Origin of the sequence: Rhizobium sp. AN68, from assembly GCF_030758035.1 — a bacterium.
GTDB lineage: Bacteria > Pseudomonadota > Alphaproteobacteria > Rhizobiales > Rhizobiaceae > Agrobacterium > Agrobacterium tumefaciens.
In genome coordinates this window covers 1,038,792-1,056,617 of record NZ_JARWMI010000002.1, presented here as the reverse complement: position 1 = coordinate 1,056,617, position 17,826 = coordinate 1,038,792, and the positions used below count along the sequence as shown (strand labels likewise).

Below are 17,826 nucleotides of genomic sequence, written 5' to 3'. Positions count from 1 at the left end.
GCTTCTGTTGACCTCATCGTGCGGATCAAAGCCGCAAATGCCATTTTTCGAGGTCCAGCCGTTGCTGTTTGGCAAGGCTTATGGTGCCGTCCGCCTCCATCTGCGAACGCAGCACAAAGGTGCCGGTCGCCAGGCTGATGGCGATGACGCTGGCAACCGCGAGAATGATACGGTCGTAGCGCTGCTGTATCTTATTGTTTCCACTCCAGTCATAGGCCATTCGCACGCCCTCGCGGTTTTTTGGAATCGTGCCGCATCATGGTTAACCGAAGCTTACGATGGCTTCGTGATTCCTTGCTGTTTTGGAAGGGCTGCCGCGAAAAATCGGCTATTGGCTGAGCGGGCGCGGTTGTTTAAATCCGGCGGCGGGAGGTTCTTGAAAGGAATTTGATATGGAACAGCAACCGCCCGCCGATATGGAACTCACGCTCAGAACGCTTGCCATGCCGGCTGACGCCAATCCGGCCGGCGACATTTTCGGCGGTTGGGTGATGTCGCAGATGGACCTTGCCGCCTTCGTCCGCGCCAATGATGTGGCAGGCGGGCGTACCGTCACAGTGGCGGTTCATGAAATCGTCTTCAAGAAACCGGTCAAGATCGGCGATACATTGTGTGTCTATACCAGGATCGAAAAGGTTGGGCGCACCTCCGTCACGCTCAAGATCGAGGCCTGGACCCGCAGGCACTATCAAGATTCCCGGGAAAAGGTTACGGAGGCCGTCTTCATCATGGTAGCGGTGGATGACAAAGGCGAGCCGCGCCCTGTGCGCAAAGAGGCGTAAGGCGCTTGCCTTCGAAGCAAACTTCCGACCGTTCGCAGGCAGCCGAAAGAGCATGAGGCTCTTCGGCTCCGCCAATTCGATCTCCGAACGCGCAATACTTTAGAAATATCCAATTTATTTATCAATTTTTGCGATCAAGGTATGGAATAGGGCGGGGATCAGGCTGTGACCATTCCAGGTGTTGTTATTGTTGGTGGCGCTCACGGCACGCTTGCCCTTGCCCGCAGCCTTGGCGCCCTTGATGTGCCTGTGCACTATATCACCCATGATTCACCGCTGCCGGGCTGGTCGCGTTTCGTGAAGAACACGATCCGCTGGTCCGGTCCTCTTGATGCAGGGGCGATGGCGTTTTTACGCGATATGGCAGACAAGCATCATCTGAAAGGGTGTCTTCTGGTGCCATCAGGGGATGGCGAGGTTCAGCTCGTTTCACAACATCGCGACGAGCTTTCCGCCCTTTACAAAATCGTCCTGCCTGATTGGTCCTCCCTTCAATGGTTGTGCGAGAAACCGCTGCTCTACAAACGCGCGGCGGAACTCGGTGTCAGCTTCCCCCGGACCTATGCCATGGCCTCGTCCGATGACGCCGATGCGCTGGACGTGACGTTTCCCGTTATCCTGAAGCCGAATATGGGCGGGGGCGATACCGCGATTTCCCGGGCGAAGGTTATCCGCGCCGATGACAGGCAGGCCCTGAAAGCCGCTTTTGCCGCTGCGAGCGGCGAGATCGGCGCGGGCAATGTCGTCGTGCAGGAGCTCATTCCCGGCGGGGGAGAAAGCCAGTTTTCCTATGCGGCGCTCTGGCGCAATGGCGAGCCTGTTGCAGAATTCACCGCTCGACGCCTGCGTCAGTATCCCGTCGATTTTGGTTACACCAGCACCTGTGTCGAGGTTGTCGACAACCCCCAAGCGATCGATGCGGCAAGGAAAATATTGAAATCGGCCGGTCACAGCGGGCTGGTCGAGGTGGAGTTCAAGCGGGATGGCAGGGATGGATCGCTGAAACTTCTCGATGTCAATCCGCGCCCATGGTCGTGGTTCGGCCTGTGTTCAGCGGCCGGCATCGATCTCGGCGCGCTGCTGTGGCAGGTTGCCAACGACATGCCGCGCGGCCAGATGCTCGATGCGCGGCAAGGTGTGTCATGGTCCTATCTTGTCCGTGATGCCATTGCCGCATTGACGTTGAATCGACGGGGACAGGCGGGAATTGAGGACTATGTCGCCTCTCTGCGCACAATCCGCAGCTGGGCGGCTTTTGCGGCGAACGATCCTTTGCCGGGCCTTATCGACCTGCCGCTCACGGTCTGGAGAGTCATCAAAAAACGGGTTCTGCCCGGTTTGAAGTTGCGGTAATCGGTAATGGTGTTTTTGCGGTCGGTAAAACGCTCTCTGAAATATGGGGTCATAAGGGCGGGGCTGGAGGTAGCTTCCCTGCCGGCGGTTCGCGCGGCTTTTCCGGCTCTTGCCGGGCGTGGCGTGATCTTCACGCTGCACCATGTTCGTCCGGACGAGGAAGCGTCAGCTTTTGCGCCGAATGCACACTTGTCGATCACGCCACAATTTCTGGAAGAGGCGATAGAGGCGGCGCTCGAATGTGGTCTCGTTCCCGTTCATCTGCACGATCTGCCGGGCCTGCTCGCCGATAATTCCGAGAAACGGTCGTTCTGCGCTTTCACGCTTGATGACGGCTATCGCAACAATGCCGAATATGCTGCACCGATTTTCCGGAAATATGCTGTTCCCTATACGATTTTCATCACGCCGGGTTTTGTGGAGCGGACGCGTAGCGTGTGGTGGGAAACCACTGCCGCGCTGACGCAGAAAGCCACGTCCTTTGAATTCGATTTCGGGACAGGGCCGGAGCAGATTAAATCCGGCAGCCTTCCACAAAAAGCGGAAGCCTTTGCGCGTCTGGAAAACTTCGTTCAGATATTCGCGGAGGACGAGGCGGTGGAGAGGATCGACCGTGTCGCGGGGCAACATGGTATCGATCCTATCGCGATCGTGGAAAAACTCGTCATGGATGCGGCCGAACTCAAGGCGCTGTCGAGCGATCCCCTGGTCCATCTCGGCGCGCATACCATGATGCATGTGAACATGCGCAAGATCGATGCGGCGCGTCTGGCCTACGAAATCGAGGAATCGACAAGACGGGTGGAGACCTATGTCGGCCGTCGGCCGAGGTCCTTTTCCTATCCCTATGGCTGGATAAAGGCCGTGGGAGAACGCGAGGCGAAAGCGGTGTTTGATGCGGGATTTCCCGTAGCTGTTACCACGCAGGCCGGTGTTCTTGGGGCCCATAGCCTTGAAAAGCCGATGCTGTTGCCGCGCGTTTCGCTGAACGGCCGCTTTCAGAAAAAGCGCTTTGTCAAAGCGCTCATCTCAGGCCTGCCTTTCCGGTTCGTCTAGGGATCAACCTCTCCCTGCCATCTTTCGCCGATGACGACGACGTGTGTCGGTGCGGCTAATCGAGCTGTCGTGTTGTTTTTGTTATTCACATCCATTTATCTATTGATTATAAATAAATTTATCGAAGGAAAACATTACAACTTTTCTTAAGGTTTCGCCCGTGCTGTTGATTTTTTCCGATGACCTGACCGGTGCGCTTGATGCGGCCGCCCCCTTCGCCGGGCGTGGGCTTTCGACTGAAGTTGCGATCGGTCTTGAGGGCGTCCCTGCAGCGGTGGCCGATGCGCCGGCCGTCCTCAGCGTCAATCTGGGTTGTCGGGATGGCAAGGCGGATGAAGCCCGCCGCCGCACGCAGGAACTGATGGCACTGGTTCCGGCCGATACAGTTCTGTTCAAGAAGATCGATTCCCGCCTGAAAGGACATATCGCCGCGGAAATGGATGCTGTTTCCTATCGGCATGCGCTTGTAGCGCCAGCCATTCCGGATTTTGGACGCATCGTCGTAGACGGTTCCGTGTCCGGCTTTGGCGTTGACGGCACGATTTCGGTTCATGAAAGACTGGGCGGTCACGCCAGCCGCTGCGCAATCCCAGACACCCGATCGCATGCGGACATCAGGGAGGCTTTGCTTGCCGGGCGCGCAAACGGGGTTGATTTTCTGGTGGGCGCGCGAGGGCTGGCCGAGGCGCTGGCCGAAATGATGACAGCGCAGGCAGTGCCCGAAGCGGCATCTATTCCCGCGGGTAAGGGGCTTTTCGTCATAGGTTCGCGCGACCCGATCACCGTTGAACAAATTGAAATCCTTAAAGGAACGGGGTTGGTATCGGTCACCGATGCACCCAATGGCGTCGTGCCCTTTCACGCGCATGCTCGTTCCAGCCTGACGCTCGTTTACGCGACGCAAGGGGCGGAAGATCTTTCCCCGCTCGAGGTTTCAGACCAGCTGGCGTATGGCGTCGTGCCGCTTTTCACCACCGGGACCGACACGTTGCTTTTGTCCGGCGGCGCCACGGCCGAAGCGGTGCTGCTTGCCATGGGGGTATCGCGTCTGCGCCTTGCCGGCGAGTGCCTGCCCGGTCTTGGTGTCGGCTGGTCCGGCGACCAATGTATCATTGCGAAGTCAGGTGGTTTTGGGCAAGCTGACACGTTGAAACGGATTGCGAAAATGATGCTCGGCGAAAATGACGCTGGAGAAAGCTGACCAGATGGGGCTGATGAAAGAAACGGCGCGCAAGGCACTTCCGGACATTATTTTCGAGAGAATGCACCGGGCGATCAAATCCGGCGCCTACAAGCCGGATGAACGGCTTCCGACCGAACATGAACTCGCCATGGAATTCGAAGTGTCGCGACCGGTGGTCCGCGAGGCGCTTCGGCGGCTGCGCGAACAGGGGTTCATCTATTCGCGAAGGGGTTCCGGCAGCTATGTGCGGGCATTCGGCCTGCGCGAGCCGCTGGGCTTCGGCCAGCTCGAAAATGTCGCTGACCTGCTGAACTGTTATGAATTCAGGCTGACTCTGGAGCCGGCAGCTGCTGCGGCGGCGGCCTTGCGGCATGATGGCGAGAGGCTCGTCGCAATCAAAAAGGCGCTCGAGCTGATGCGGGACGCGACCAATCGCCAGTCCCACCGTGAGGATGCCGATTATCAGTTCCACCTTGCCATCGCACGGGCGGCACGGAATAGCTATTTCTCGACTGCGATGGAGGCTCTCAAGGACCACATTGCGGTGGGAATGAAGTTTCACGGCATGTCGGTGAAGCGCGAGGCATCCGGCCTTACCCGCGTGTTTGCCGAGCACGAGGCGATTGCGGTGGCGATTGCCGAAGGAGATGCCGAGGCCGCGCGGCGGCTGATGCACGACCATCTGACGGGATCACGTGACCGCCTCTTCGAGTCTTCGCATACGGATTGAGGGAAGTGACGGCGAGCCGGTGCGCGCGATAGCGCACCGGACTTTCGATTAGAAAGCGCGGCGGTAAATGCCGAGCACGTCATCAAGGCTCATATCGACGGGATTGTTGTCCATCAGCCGGCGGATTGCGTGAGCGTCTTGCGCATAACGGGGAAGGTCGGTTTCGCTTGCCCCGTGCCGCGCAAGGGACATTTCAATGCCGAGGCCGGCGCAGAAATCTGTCGCTGCCTTGCGAAGATCATCGGATGAAAGATGCTCGCGAAGCCCAAGCGCTCCGGCCACCTCCGCCGTCTTTGCCGAAACCGCGTGCTGGTTGAAAGCCAGAACATGCGGGAAGACGATAGCGTTTGCCAGCCCGTGCGGCAGGTTGAGAAGCGTGCCGAGCGGATAGGCGATGGCGTGACCCGCCGCCGTATTGACCGGGCCAAGGCAGATGCCGCCATAGTAGGAGGCGAGCATCATTCCTTCGCGGGCTTCGGTATCAGCGCCGTCGCGAACGGCGCGCGCCAGATATTTGCCCACCAGCGAAAAGCCCATGCGGGCAAAACCGTCGATCATCGGATGCGCCTTGCGATTGGTGAAAGCCTCCACGCAATGCGCCATGGCATCCACCCCCGTCGCCGCTGTAACGGCTGATGGCACGGAATAGGTGAGTTCCGGATCGAGCACCGCGAAATCGGCAATCAGATGAGGGCTTTCGACCGCGACCTTGCTGCCCTTGACGGGATCGGTGATGAGCGAGCGAATCCCGGCTTCCGAGCCGGTTCCGGCGGTGGTGGCGATCTGGACGAGCCTGGTGTCGCGCCCTGCGACCCTGTTGGGTCCTGCCACATCCTCAAGCGTCTGGCTGGAATTCCAGAGTGCAGCGACGAGTTTCGCCACATCCATCACCGAGCCACCGCCGAGGCCGATGACGAGATCGGGTTTGGCGGCGCGCGCTGCGGCCAGTGCTGCATCGAGCGTCCCTGTGTCCGGTTCGCCGGGAATGGCGTCGAAGACAGTGAAAGGACCCTGCAATTGCAGCCGGTCGGCAAATTTCGCTGTCAGCGGCGTGGCGATCACCAGGGTGGAAACGGTTTTGCCGGCCCAGGCGCCGACCTGTGAAATGGTGCCGGCGCCAACGGCAAGCCTGCGCGGCTGATGGATGAGAATGGAGGCTGTGGACATGGTGTTCATCCTCTTGCGCCCTTGCCCGCCACGAGCTTGCGCGCATAGGCTATGGCCTCATTCATGTTGCCGTGATTGGCGATGCCTTTGCCGGCGATGTCGAAGGCCGTTCCATGATCGACCGAAGTGCGATCAATCGGCAGATCGACCGAGACATTGACGGCGGTATCGAAGGCGACGAGCTTGATCGGGATATGGCCCTGATCGTGATATTGCGCGACGACCAGATCGAAAGTGCCCGAATAGGCGCGGTGGAACACGGTATCGGCGGAGATCGGCCCGTGTACCTCGATGCCTTCAGCGCGCGCGGCGGCAACCGCTGGCGCAATCTGGTCATCATCCTCGGTGCCAAACAGACCGTTTTCGCCGCAATGCGGATTGATACCGGCAACCGCGATGCGCGGCCGCTCGTAACCGATGCGCTTTAAATGAGCATTGCCGGCGCGGATGGTCGCCAGCACCCGCTCCGTCGTTGCCCGGCGAATGGCTTCCTGCAGGGACACATGGGTAGAGACGTGAATGACCTTCAGCCGCTCGGAGGCAAGCAACATGTAGGCGGCTGAAGAACCGGTCAGGCTGCGCAGCATGCCGGTGTGGCCGTCATAATGGTGGCCCGCAAGATTGAGGGCTTCCTTGTTAATCGGAGCAGTGACGATGCAGCCGATTGCGCCCGCTTCGGCATCCCGCACCGCTTTTTCAATGAAACGGAAAGCGGCGTCTCCGGCAACCGGCGACAGCGTGCCCCATGGCAGCGGCGCACCCTCCACCGGCAGATCGACCACATTCCGAGTAAGATCGATGTCGATGCCAAGCGCACCCCGCGCCGCTTCCAGCGTGGCAAGGTTGCCATAAATCCGCGTTGCTTCCCTATCCGGGGCGGACATTTCCGCAAGCGCGCGGACGGTGATTTCCGGGCCGACGCCGCAGGGGTCACCCATGGTGATACCAATGATGTTGCTCATCCGATTCTCCCGTCCTTGGCGTCTGCCCAGCCGGGCGCCAACCGGACATATTTGATTGCGCGGCGATGATAGGTGTAGCTTGCGTGAAGGGTACCGTCCGCTGCCTCCAGAAGCCATGGATAGGACATTTCCAGATTGCGGCCGTCGGTCGAATCGTTGGACAGACAGGTGCCCGGCCCGTCCTCGATCAAAATCCGGGTAGGAAAGCTGCGGCCGTCGTCATCGGACAGGCAGATGGAAACCGGCGCGCGCGGCACGCCCCATATGGGCACACATCCACCGCTCGGATCGGCATCCGGTCTGTCGTCTTCCTCGCCCAGTTCATCATAAAGCGAGGCGCGACGGTCGCTGGATTGCGCGGCGTTGACGGGGTTGCAGATCATCGCCAGCCTGCCGTGTGCGAGCCTGATCGCGGCGATGGAGGAATTATTGTTCGGTACGTCGGTCGGCAGCGGTTCTGTCCATGAGCGACCGCCATCTGTGCTTTCCGTGCGGTAAACGAAATCGGCCTGACGGCGGCGAAAAAAAGCGGAGTAGCGCCCATTCGCGCCCGCAACCGGGCTCATATGAACGCAGCCGGTCGAGCCCGCCAGCTCCTGCAATTGCCATGTGAGGCCGTTATCTTTCGATATGCCGAGTGCTGCGGTATCGTGGCTGCCGTTCCATTTCTGGCCGGGGCGTTGGACGCAGCGGAAGATCGGCAGAAGCCATGCGCCGTCATCGCGGATGCGAAGCGGCGCACGGACGAAGCAGCCTTTCGGAAGATCGAGAAAACGGCCATCTTCGGCGGACAGCTTTTCCGGCGTTGCCGGATCGCGTACGACCCGCGCCATGCGGATGCGGCATTCGTCCTGATTACCGGAGGGCTGGGCGGTGTGAAACAGCCAGAGAGTGCCATCAGGTGCGGTGAAAATAACCGGGTTCTGTTCGGAATGGGCGGGATCGTTGCTCAGGCGCTGCGGCGCTCCCCACCGGCTCGCGCCGGGTGTGAGCGCGGACGCGAAGATCGAAATATCCGATTTTCCCTCCAGCGTTCCGCCAAACCAGGCGCACAGCAGTGTGCCGTCCTGCAGAAGGTGCAGGAAGCTCGCATGGTTCTGGATCGTCGGCGACGGCAGGAACGCTTCGTGCCGGTTTTCCGAAACAGCATGGATGGCTCCGGTCATGGCGTGAGCAATGTCATCAGGGGTCATCGTGGTCTCCTCTTGGTCTGATGAAAATGACATATTCAAAAAGTTGTCAAGTTTATTTAAGACAAAAGGAGGTCCTAAAATTTTTGATGAATTAGAATAACTATATGTTTTATAATGATAAAATTTATGAACTAGGCCTCAATAAAAAATCCTTATGAAAAATAATTTGACAAAAAATGTGATAGCGTCGATGCTTTGATAACGGGTGGAGGAGACGATCATCCGCACGCCATGCTCCTCAATGCAGGAGACGGGGCTTTTGAATGCCTCTTGCGGCACGCCGCCATGTTGCTGAATTTCTGATCTGGGAGGAGAACGGAATGAAGAAGTCATTGATTGCGGGCGCCCTTGTTATGGGTTGCCTTAGCGCCGCGGTTTCGCCGGCGCTTGCGGCGTCGGGGCCGATCAAGATCGTGCTGGCGGAAGAGGCTGACCTGCTGGAGCCCTGCATGGCGACCCGCTCCAATATTGGCCGTATCATCATGGAAAATGTCAACGAGACGCTGACCGAGCTTGATGTGCGCGGCAAGAACGGCGTGCAGCCGCGCCTCGCTGAAAAATGGGAGCAGAACGCGGATGGCAGCTGGCGTTTCCACCTGCGTGAAGGCGTGAAGTTTTCCGACGGAACGGGTTTCGATGCCAAGGATGTCAAGCATAGCTTCGAACGCATCATGAGCGACAAGAATGCATGCGAATCCCGTCGTTACTTCGGCGGTATGACCGTCACCCCCACGATTGTCGATGACCATACGATCGACTTCAAGACAGAGCCGGCCCAGCCCATTCTGCCGCTCCTGATGTCGCTCGTCACCATCGTGCCCGAAGAAACCAAGATGGAATTTATCCGCGAGCCTGTTGGCACCGGACCTTACAAGCTGACCAACTGGACACCGGGCCAGCAGATTGTTTTGACTGCACGTGACGACTATTGGGGCGCCAAGCCGCAGGTGACGGAAGCGACCTATCTTTTCCGCGCTGATCCCTCGGTTCGCGCCGCCATGGTGCAGACCGGCGAAGCCGATCTTTCACCCTCCATTTCGCAGCTCGACGCGACAAACCCGAAGACCGACTTTTCCTATCTCGACAGCGAGACGGTCTACATGCGCCTCGACCACAACATCGCGCCGCTGAATGACGTGCGGGTGCGCCGTGCACTCAACCTCGCCATCGACCGGCAGGCTTTCCTCGGCACGCTGGTTCCCGAAGGTGCTGTGCTAGCCACCGCACTCGTTCCGCCGACCACCCTCGGCTGGAACCCTGATGTCAAGGTTTTCCCCTACGACCCTGATGGCGCGAAGAAGTTGCTGGAGGAGGCAAAAGCTGCTGGTGTGAAGGTGGATACGCCGATCACCATCATCGCGCGCACTGCGAACTTCCCTAATGTCACCGAGATCATGGAGGCGATCCAGCAGCAATTGCAGGAAGTCGGCTTCAAGATAGACCTCAAATTCGTGGAAGTGGCCGAGCACGAAAGCTATTATTCCAAGCCCTTCAAGGAAGGACGGGGACCGCAGATCGTCGCTGCCATGCACGACAATTCCAAGGGTGATCCGTCCTTCACCATGTTCTTCAAATATGCCACCAAGGGCACGCAATCCGGCTTCTCGGACCCCAAGGTGGATGACTTGATCGAACGAGCATCTGCAGCCGTCGGCGATGAACGCGCCAAGCTCTGGTCCGAGCTCATCGCCTACCTGCATGACGATGTCGTGGCGGATGTGCTGCTGTTCCACATGGTTGGCTTCTCACGCGTCTCCGAACGGCTGGACTTCAAGCCCACCATCGCCACCAATTCGATGCTGCAGCTTTCGGAAATCGGCATCAAGTAAGCCGGTATTTCATCTGCCAAAGAGCGGCGGCGGAGCTTTAGCTTCGCCGTCGTGCTGAACACCGGAGGTAACCATGCTGAGCTTCATCCGAAAACGTTCCGTTGCGAGCCTGATCTCCCTGATCGGCCTCATCGTAATGGTTTTCTTCCTCTCCCGTCTGACGGGCGACCCGGCCGCGCTGTTTTTGCCGGTGGAGGCTTCGGAGGAATTGAAGCAGCAGTTTCGTGCGCTGCATGGGCTGAACGATCCGCTGATGGTGCAGTTCCTGCGCTACGCGGGCGACGTGATGACGGGGGATCTGGGTGAATCGCTCAGGAAAGCCCGCCCTGCGCTGGATGTGGTGCTGGAGGCTTTCGTCTGGACGCTGTGGCTTGCGGTCATCACCATGTCCCTCGTCACCACCGCAGCAATCGTCGTCGGTTCGCTTGCCGCTTTCCGCTCCGGTGGCTTCTTCGATCGCATGGCCTCCACCATTTCGCTCATCGGCGCTTCCGTGCCGGATTTCTGGCTCGCGATCGTGGCGATCGTGGTGTTTTCCGTCAATCTCGCCTGGCTGCCCACCTCCGGCACCGGCTCGGTGCTGCACTGGATATTGCCGATCTCGGTTCTGTTCGTGCGCCCCTTCGGCATCATCGTTCAGGTGGTGCGCGGCTCGATGATCGGTGCGTTGTCCTCTGCCTATGTCAAAACGGCGCGCGCCAAGGGTGTGAAATCGGGTCCGATCATCTTCATCCACGCCTTGCGAAACGCCATGCTACCGGTCATCACCGTCATCGGCGATCAGGCAGCAAGCCTTCTCAACGGCGCAGTCATCGTCGAAACCATCTTTGGTTTCCCAGGGGTTGGCAAGCTGATGATCGATTCCATTCTTCAGCGCGATTTCAACGTCGTGCTGGCAGCAATTCTTGTGACCGCGCTTGCGATCTTCCTGATGAATCTTCTGATCGATATCGCCTATGCGTTGCTCGATCCGCGTATCCGGCACTGAGGAGACGTTCAGCCATGAGCCTTTCAAACGCCGATACAGAGATTATCGATGAGCCATCCTTTGCAACGCGCATGCTGCGCATGTTGTGGGCCGATAAATTCGCCCTCTGCGCCGCGATCTTCCTCATCGTCGTCATCATTCTCGCCTTTGTCGGCCCGGCGTGGCTTGGCGAGCTGGCGACGAAGCAGAACCTGCGTGGACGCAACCTTGCCCCGTTCGAATGGCAACGCGAATGGTATTTCTGGCTGGGGGCGGATGCGCTCGGTCGCCCGCTGCTGGCGCGCATCGTTGCCGCCACGCAAAATACGCTGATGATCGCCGCCGGTGCCGTTTTCCTTTCCGCCGTCACCGGCACCGTGCTTGGCCTGATCGCCGGTTTTTCCTCCAACCGTGTTGGCCAGATCATCATGAGGCTGGCGGACGTGATCATGTCGTTTCCGTCACTGTTGATCGCGGTCATCGTGCTTTATCTGCTCGGCTCATCCATCCTCAACCTGATGCTGGTTCTGGCGATAACCCGCATCCCCGTTTACATCCGCACCACAAGGGCCGAAGTGCTGGAGGTGCGTGAACGCATGTTCGTACAGGCGGCGCGCGTGATGGGCGCATCGGGCAAACGTATCCTGTTCCGCCATATTCTACCCGTGGTCCTGCCGACGCTGACAACGCTTGCGACGCTCGATTTCGCCTATGTGATGCTGGCGGAAAGCGCGCTGTCTTTCCTTGGTATCGGCATTCAGCCGCCGGAAATCACCTGGGGCCTGATGATCTCGCAGGGGCGGCAGTACCTCACCAATGCCTGGTGGCTGTCTTTCTGGCCGGGCCTTGCCATCATACTCACCACCCTGTCGCTCAACCTGCTGTCCAACTGGCTGCGCATTGCGCTCGACCCCGTGCAGCGCTGGCGGCTGGAAATGAAAGGCCGCAAACATGGCTGACCATCTTCTCGATGTGCGCAACCTTTCCGTGGAGTTTCACACCGCAGGCGGTGTCGTGCATGCGGTGAAGGATGTTTCCTATCATATCGACCGTGGTGAAACGCTTGCGATCCTCGGTGAAAGCGGCTCGGGCAAATCGGTATCGTCCTCGGCCATCATGAACCTCATCGACATGCCGCCCGGACGTATCAGCGGCGGCCAGATATTTCTTGATGGCAAAGACCTTCTGACAATGCCGGCTGAGGCCCGCCGCGAGATCAATGGCCGGCGCATCACCATGATCTTTCAGGACCCGCTCAGCCATCTCAATCCGGTCTATACCGTCGGCTGGCAGATCCGCGAGGCGATGACCACCCATGGAATGGACAGGGTGAAAGCCGAAGCGGAGGCGAGGCGGCTTGTCGCGCGCGTTGGAATTCCTGATCCGGACGGAGCCTTGAAGAAATATCCGCATGAATTTTCTGGCGGCCAGCGCCAGCGTGTGATGATCGCCATGGCGCTTGCGCTCCGGCCCGATCTCCTGATCGCCGACGAGCCGACCACGGCACTCGATGTGACGGTTCAGGCTGAAGTTCTTGCCCTGCTCAAGGAATTGCAGCGGGAAACCGGTATGGCCGTTCTCATCATCACCCATGATCTTGGCGTCGTCGCCGAAATCGCCGACCGGGTGGTCGTGATGGAAAAAGGCGTGCTGGTGGAGGCAGGCACGGTTCGCGAGGTCTATCGCAACCCAAAGCATCCCTATACCCGCAAGCTCATCAGCGCCGCCCCCGGCAGGGGCGAAATGCACGAGCCGAATGCGACCGGCGAACCGCTCCTCCGTGTGCGCGATGTGCGCAAACGTTATGGGGCTTTCGAGGCACTGAAGGGTGTTTCCTTCGACCTTATGGCGGGAGAAACCATAGCTGTCGTTGGCGAAAGCGGTTCCGGCAAATCGACACTCGCGCGCATTCTGCTCCGGCTCGACGAGCCGGATGCCGGCAGCGCCGAGTGGAAGGGGCGTGATCTCTTCAAGCTTTCGCCTGCCGAACTCTTTGCCCTCAGGCGTGATTTACAGATGGTGTTTCAGGATCCAACCCAGTCGCTGAACCCCCGCATGACCGTGTTCCAGCTGGTTTCCGAAGCCTGGGTGATCCATCCGGACATACTACCCAAAGCGAAATGGCGCGAACGGGTCGCTGAATTGCTGCATCAGGTCGGCCTCTCGCCGGAACATATGCGCCGTTATCCGCATCAGTTTTCCGGTGGGCAGCGGCAGAGGATCGCGATTGCCCGCGCGCTGGCGCTGGAGCCGAAGCTCATCATCTGCGATGAAGCGGTCTCGGCGCTCGACGTGTCTGTCCAGGCGCAGGTTGTTGCACTTCTTGACAAGCTGCGCCGTGAAATGGGCCTCTCCTTCATCTTCATCGCGCATGACCTGCCGGTGGTCCGCGATTTTGCCGATCACGTCATGGTCATGCAGCGGGGAGAGGTTGTGGAATTCGGGACTGTCCGGCAGGTTTTCGAAGCGCCGCGCGAGGCCTATACGCGCGCCCTTCTTTCCGCCAGCCTCGATCCCGACCCCGATATGCAGTCTGTGCGTCCGATCGATGCCGATCACACTATTGGAAATCCAAGCGGAGTTCTTTCATGACCAAACAAGCCTTCGTCGCGCTCGTGACCTGTTTCAACGAGGACGAAACCATCAATTATGAAGCGACCCGTGCGCAGGTGCGCCGTCAGGTGGCGGCCGGCAACAACATCATGTGCGCCGGAACTAACGGCGATTTCACCGCACTGACGCATGAAGAAAAAATCCGGCTGACGGAAGAGGTGGTGGACGAAGTTGCGGGCCGTGCGAAGGTCATCGTCAACGCCGGCATGCCCGCCACTTTCGAAACGCTGCAACTCGCCAAAGCCTTCGACCGCATCGGCGTAGACGGTATTGCCGTCATCACACCCTTCTTCATCGCCTGCACCCAGGATGGGCTGATCCGCCATTTCTCGACTGTGGCCGACGCCGTCGAAACACCGGTCTATCTTTACGATATTCCCGCCCGAACCCAGAACCACATAGAGCCGGAAACCGCCCGCAAACTTGCCGCCCATGGCAACATTGCCGGCATCAAGGATTCGGGCGGTGCGCAGCAGACGCTGGAAGCCTATCTACAGGTAGCAAAGGAGATGCCCGGTTTCGAAGTCTATTCCGGCCCGGATCATCTCGTTCTCTGGTCGTTGCAGAACGGTGCCGCCGGCTGCATCTCCGGCCTCGGCAACGCGCTCCCGGATGTACTTGCCGGCATTCTCAATGCTTTCAACGCCAGCGATATCGCCGAGGCCGAACGCCAGCAGGCGATCTATACGGATTTTCGCACCGATCTCTATGCGCTCGGTTTTGCGCCCGCCATGGTCAAGCGCTCGCTTTACCTTCAGGACCCATCCGTCGGCGCCAGCCGGCAACCCGCCCTTCTGCCGGATCAGGAACAGGACGATCGGATCGTGGAAATATTACGTCGTTATCAACAGCTGTAACGCCACCGCCCGAATGTGACGTGCAGGAGTGAAGCCGTGTGGCGCCACGCGAAAATATCCACAAAACGGCCAGAAGCCGAAGCATTTATACAGCCTTGTCCGTGACGAATAATTTGTGACACAAACACGAAATTTCCCTTGTCAGTCCCGCCATTGATGTTTATGAGGAGCGCGCAACGCAAGCGTTCGCGCATGCGGAGAGGTGGCAGAGTGGTCGAATGCACCGCACTCGAAATGCGGCATACCTGCAAGGGTATCGTGGGTTCGAATCCCACCCTCTCCGCCATAAATTGCCTTGGGTGACAAGGTTTTTTGCCGATCTCTGCTGCTTCAACTGAATTAATTTTGGATCGCCAGATCAAAGGGGCCACACCCAAGGCTCAGTGCAGGTTTGCCAAACTTTGCGTTGCGGTTTCGTGCTACTCGACAACCTAAATTGCTGTGATACTCATGCGACTTGGAAATTGGTCGTGGCCTGAAGATCAGCAGGTATTGCACATGGTTTATAGAAACTACATTAATCTCAACGACGAAGAAAAAGATAAGCCGATATACCGGATATTTCCGATCGCTCGGTTTTTTCAACTGCTAACGACTAAAAAATTGACACTCGTGAAGCCAAAAAAATGGGATGACCCGTTCGAAAATATCCTGCTTTCATCGAGATTTGCGATTGGTGAAGAAATCGCGGAGATTTCTGCGAGGGATTCCGTCTACGGTCAATGCTGGACGTGGCACCGTGAGACAGATGCGATGTGGAGGATCTACTCTCCAAACAAAGACGGAGTAAGGTTAAGGTCGACACCTCGAAAGCTTCTCACAGCTTTGAAGAATGGGTGCGTGGACTATTCGGATGTCCGCTGCTTCATTGGGGCAGTTAATTACGTCCCAAAAAAGCGACTCGAAAGTTCGTTTAAAAAAATCGATATCTTCAAAACGGATGGATCCGGAATTGCCGAGTCGCTGCTGTATAAGAGAACGGAATTTTCGCATGAGAGAGAAGTTCGCCTAATCTATTCCGGCGATGATGGAAAATGCACAAGCGACATCTTTGAGTTCTCACTTGATATTTCAACCACCTTTGACAGAGTCCTTTTCGATCCGCGAATGAACGAGGATTTGAGGAAATCGTATACCTTAGCGGTCAAAGCTCTCGGATTTAATGGCGAAATAAAACGCTCAACCCTGTATGATCCACCCAAACAACTAACACTCAAATAGAGTTGCGACTTCTTTGGCCGTTCTGCTCCGTTGGTTGCCGCCCATAAATTATGGAATATTCTCCCGTTGCAGATTAAGTCCGGCGGAGCTGATGTCTGAAGACGAGTAAGCGAGATTTCGACTTGCAGGATATCGAAAGCCGATTACTGCCCCGACGTAGGCACAAGAAATATCACTTTGGATCGAAAGACGTTGGGCCGTGCCTAGGATAAACAGCGGCCCAACGCGAGATTATTTCTTTTTCATAGTCTCGACGATATGCGTGCGAGGCTTCGATTTGGCCGTGGAGACCTTAGTGAAGCGGCCGGTTATCGCGCTGCGACCAATTTTTGTCGACTTTGCCATGCTGAAATCACCTCCTTCCGAAGCTGTCGTAACTTTAATAGACACACGAAAAAACGACCCTTAGGCTGGACTAAGACGCCGGGAAATCGGGAGGTAGATGTTTTGCAGGGGGGATATCCGGGAACATGCGTCCCTTCATAACATCCGCGATACGGCCAAAATTCAAGCCTCTGTAATAACCCGAGATCCACGAGTAAGGGATATTTTTGATCCGGGCGAGTTTAATGACCGGAACCATGTCCGGGGTTACTCTACGGTCGTGCATTACCTTTCCTTTCTAGAAAGGCTGTGACCGAATAACGGTTGACGAGATTCCTGAAATGAATCATGGTCAGATTGCAAGGATGTCCGTTACGCGGCGATGTTCTGACCTGAAACCATTTTCAGGCCAGTTTCAAGCCAAGGCGCTTGCGCCGTGGCATTGCCGCCCTCGTGGCGACTGCTGAAATAACCGGGTGATCAGACCCTGTTAAATCAGGAAGCAGTTTTCACATGGAAACTGATGCTTTTCGGAGGATTGTGAAGTCGGCTTATCGGTTTGCAGTCCTCCGAAATTAGCTCATTTAATTCGTCCTTCCTTCAGATATTTTGACCACATGACGCGGGCAGCAACTGGATTCATCTTGCATGCCTCTGCTGCAGCGTCAGAATCAGCAAATAAGTGAAGGTGCCGTGACGAAAGCATCAACGTTCCCGCAAACTCATCAGCTTGCCATTCGCTATCGGTGTAAATCTTGTCAGTGTCCTCACGCGCTCTCGCAAATTTAACTTCTCGATGCATCAAGAAGTGCGCAAACTCGTGGCACGCAGTAAACCGATCGCGCCTGATACCCCTACACGCTCCTTCGTAAACATCCTCTCTCAAAATTATTGAATTCGAGCCAGCTAGCACCCGCCCTTCGTCGGCGCCCATCACCTCAGCAGTCTCAACGTCGAGGAAAAAATCTGGCAGTATTTTGTTTAACCTGAACTCCAGAACATCCATGATGGGAAATTCAAGCTGATCGTCGGGAACGAAAACGTCACGAATTTTTTCCGCGAAGTTGCGGAGCTTGTTCGTGGACATCGGCGGCACCACAATTCCGCGACGCTTCCTGAAAAATGGTAGTTCTTCGCCCATCGACTTTAAAACTATTTTCTTCAGAGCCTCCAAAAGATCATTTGGAACATCATCAAGCTGACGAGCAAATGCTGCGACTAACTCTCGCTGCTCTCCGCGCAAATTGTCGACCCTGACTTCCTTACGGGTCTTTTCGGCAGCACCACGCAGACGTCTTATCTCGTCAGCTGACAGTTCCATCGCCTGAGCGATTTTACGGACATAACCGTCGGGAATCTGTTTGCGGCCGGTCTCAATGGCCGAAACAAATGCTGTGCTTTGGTCAAGTTTCGCAGCTAAATCCAAAAGTCTCATGTCTTTATCGAGCCGGAGTTTCCGGAGCTCGACACCAAATGGGGTGAGCTTTGCCATGCGATTCTCCTAACAATCTCTATCAGTGAGAAGAAACCATCCACAAAGAAAAATCAACCTATATGGAAGAAAAATATCGGCGTTCGGTTCATTTTTC

At 57.2% G+C, this 17,826-nt stretch carries 16 protein-coding genes and 1 tRNA gene; 12 read left to right on the top strand and 5 right to left on the bottom strand.

The features are described from left to right. Positions 1–25 precede the first annotated feature (25 nt). Positions 26–220, bottom strand: coding sequence for a hypothetical protein (locus RBH71_RS08305; protein WP_003511529.1), 195 nt, complete (start codon positions 218–220; stop codon positions 26–28). Positions 221–392: 172 nt separating this feature from the next. Here RBH71_RS08305 and RBH71_RS08300 point away from each other — a divergent pair, with 172 nt between their 5' ends. The 5 genes from RBH71_RS08300 (at position 393) to RBH71_RS08280 (ending at position 5,104) form a co-directional block, all read left to right on the top strand. Then, complete coding sequence (locus RBH71_RS08300) at positions 393–782, top strand: acyl-CoA thioesterase (protein ID WP_003511527.1); 390 nt, start codon at positions 393–395, stop codon at positions 780–782. A 165-nt stretch (positions 783–947) separates the two neighbouring features. After that, a complete protein-coding gene (locus RBH71_RS08295; RefSeq protein ID WP_003511525.1) occupies positions 948–2,135 on the top strand; it encodes an ATP-grasp domain-containing protein in 1,188 nt (395 codons plus the stop codon). Between the two features lie 6 nt (positions 2,136–2,141). Further along, entirely contained in the window at positions 2,142–3,191 is a 1,050-nt protein-coding gene (locus RBH71_RS08290; RefSeq protein WP_003511524.1) for a polysaccharide deacetylase family protein, read from the top strand. Positions 3,192–3,351: 160 nt separating this feature from the next. Beyond that, a complete protein-coding gene (locus RBH71_RS08285) occupies positions 3,352–4,392 on the top strand; it encodes a four-carbon acid sugar kinase family protein (protein ID WP_003511523.1) in 1,041 nt (346 codons plus the stop codon). Between the two features lie 4 nt (positions 4,393–4,396). Next, the gene (locus RBH71_RS08280) at positions 4,397–5,104 is read left to right on the top strand and encodes a FadR/GntR family transcriptional regulator (RefSeq protein ID WP_003511522.1); all 708 of its coding nucleotides are present in this window, start codon (positions 4,397–4,399) and stop codon (positions 5,102–5,104) included. A gap of 48 nt (positions 5,105–5,152) precedes the next feature. Here the strand turns inward: RBH71_RS08280 and RBH71_RS08275 are convergent, their stop codons facing one another. From RBH71_RS08275 to RBH71_RS08265, 3 genes are read right to left on the bottom strand one after another with little or no spacing between them, the layout of a single operon-like run. Beyond that, a complete protein-coding gene (locus RBH71_RS08275; protein ID WP_003511521.1) occupies positions 5,153–6,280 on the bottom strand; it encodes an iron-containing alcohol dehydrogenase in 1,128 nt (375 codons plus the stop codon). Further along, on the bottom strand, positions 6,277–7,233 hold the full coding sequence (pdxA, locus tag RBH71_RS08270) for a 4-hydroxythreonine-4-phosphate dehydrogenase PdxA (protein ID WP_003511520.1): 957 nt from the start codon (positions 7,231–7,233) through the stop codon (positions 6,277–6,279). Before pdxA ends, RBH71_RS08275 begins: the two co-directional genes overlap by 4 nt. After that, positions 7,230–8,426: a sialidase family protein gene (locus RBH71_RS08265; RefSeq protein ID WP_003511519.1), complete on the bottom strand. Its 1,197-nt coding sequence runs from the start codon at positions 8,424–8,426 to the stop codon at positions 7,230–7,232. Before RBH71_RS08265 ends, pdxA begins: the two co-directional genes overlap by 4 nt. Positions 8,427–8,746: 320 nt before the next feature. Here RBH71_RS08265 and RBH71_RS08260 point away from each other — a divergent pair, with 320 nt between their 5' ends. From RBH71_RS08260 to RBH71_RS08230, 7 genes are all read left to right on the top strand, one after another. Further along, entirely contained in the window at positions 8,747–10,255 is a 1,509-nt protein-coding gene (locus RBH71_RS08260) for an ABC transporter substrate-binding protein (protein WP_035251527.1), read from the top strand. A 73-nt stretch (positions 10,256–10,328) separates the two neighbouring features. After that, complete coding sequence (locus RBH71_RS08255; protein ID WP_003511517.1) at positions 10,329–11,243, top strand: ABC transporter permease; 915 nt, start codon at positions 10,329–10,331, stop codon at positions 11,241–11,243. A gap of 14 nt (positions 11,244–11,257) precedes the next feature. Beyond that, a complete protein-coding gene (locus RBH71_RS08250; RefSeq protein ID WP_003511516.1) occupies positions 11,258–12,181 on the top strand; it encodes an ABC transporter permease in 924 nt (307 codons plus the stop codon). After that, a complete protein-coding gene (locus RBH71_RS08245) occupies positions 12,174–13,814 on the top strand; it encodes an ABC transporter ATP-binding protein (protein ID WP_111803060.1) in 1,641 nt (546 codons plus the stop codon). Before RBH71_RS08250 ends, RBH71_RS08245 begins: the two co-directional genes overlap by 8 nt. Next, a complete protein-coding gene (locus tag RBH71_RS08240; RefSeq protein WP_003511514.1) occupies positions 13,811–14,692 on the top strand; it encodes a dihydrodipicolinate synthase family protein in 882 nt (293 codons plus the stop codon). Before RBH71_RS08245 ends, RBH71_RS08240 begins: the two co-directional genes overlap by 4 nt. A 196-nt stretch (positions 14,693–14,888) precedes the next feature. Then, positions 14,889–14,978: transfer RNA gene (locus tag RBH71_RS08235), tRNA-Ser, on the top strand. Between the two features lie 212 nt (positions 14,979–15,190). Continuing rightward, complete coding sequence (locus tag RBH71_RS08230; RefSeq protein WP_323687250.1) at positions 15,191–15,913, top strand: DUF2971 domain-containing protein; 723 nt, start codon at positions 15,191–15,193, stop codon at positions 15,911–15,913. A gap of 904 nt (positions 15,914–16,817) precedes the next feature. Here the strand turns inward: RBH71_RS08230 and RBH71_RS08225 are convergent. Further along, positions 16,818–17,729, bottom strand: a complete 912-nt coding sequence (locus RBH71_RS08225; RefSeq protein WP_323687249.1) for an XRE family transcriptional regulator — start codon at positions 17,727–17,729, stop codon at positions 16,818–16,820. Positions 17,730–17,826: the final 97 nt, after the last annotated feature.

Bases quoted from the DNA above. Each gene is read 5' to 3' on its own strand.
- RBH71_RS08305 (WP_003511529.1), bottom strand. From the start codon at position 220: ATGGCCTATGACTGGAGTGGAAACAATAAGATACAGCAGCGCTACGAC.
- RBH71_RS08300 (WP_003511527.1), top strand. From the start codon at position 393: ATGGAACAGCAACCGCCCGCCGATATGGAACTCACGCTCAGAACGCTT.
- RBH71_RS08290 (WP_003511524.1), top strand. From the start codon at position 2,142: ATGGTGTTTTTGCGGTCGGTAAAACGCTCTCTGAAATATGGGGTCATA.
- RBH71_RS08280 (WP_003511522.1), top strand. From the start codon at position 4,397: ATGGGGCTGATGAAAGAAACGGCGCGCAAGGCACTTCCGGACATTATT.
- RBH71_RS08275 (WP_003511521.1), bottom strand. From the start codon at position 6,280: ATGAACACCATGTCCACAGCCTCCATTCTCATCCATCAGCCGCGCAGG.
- pdxA (WP_003511520.1), bottom strand. From the start codon at position 7,233: ATGAGCAACATCATTGGTATCACCATGGGTGACCCCTGCGGCGTCGGC.
- RBH71_RS08265 (WP_003511519.1), bottom strand. From the start codon at position 8,426: ATGACCCCTGATGACATTGCTCACGCCATGACCGGAGCCATCCATGCT.
- RBH71_RS08260 (WP_035251527.1), top strand. From the start codon at position 8,747: ATGAAGAAGTCATTGATTGCGGGCGCCCTTGTTATGGGTTGCCTTAGC.
- RBH71_RS08255 (WP_003511517.1), top strand. From the start codon at position 10,329: ATGCTGAGCTTCATCCGAAAACGTTCCGTTGCGAGCCTGATCTCCCTG.
- RBH71_RS08250 (WP_003511516.1), top strand. From the start codon at position 11,258: ATGAGCCTTTCAAACGCCGATACAGAGATTATCGATGAGCCATCCTTT.
- RBH71_RS08245 (WP_111803060.1), top strand. From the start codon at position 12,174: ATGGCTGACCATCTTCTCGATGTGCGCAACCTTTCCGTGGAGTTTCAC.
- RBH71_RS08240 (WP_003511514.1), top strand. From the start codon at position 13,811: ATGACCAAACAAGCCTTCGTCGCGCTCGTGACCTGTTTCAACGAGGAC.
- RBH71_RS08230 (WP_323687250.1), top strand. From the start codon at position 15,191: ATGGTTTATAGAAACTACATTAATCTCAACGACGAAGAAAAAGATAAG.
- RBH71_RS08225 (WP_323687249.1), bottom strand. From the start codon at position 17,729: ATGGCAAAGCTCACCCCATTTGGTGTCGAGCTCCGGAAACTCCGGCTC.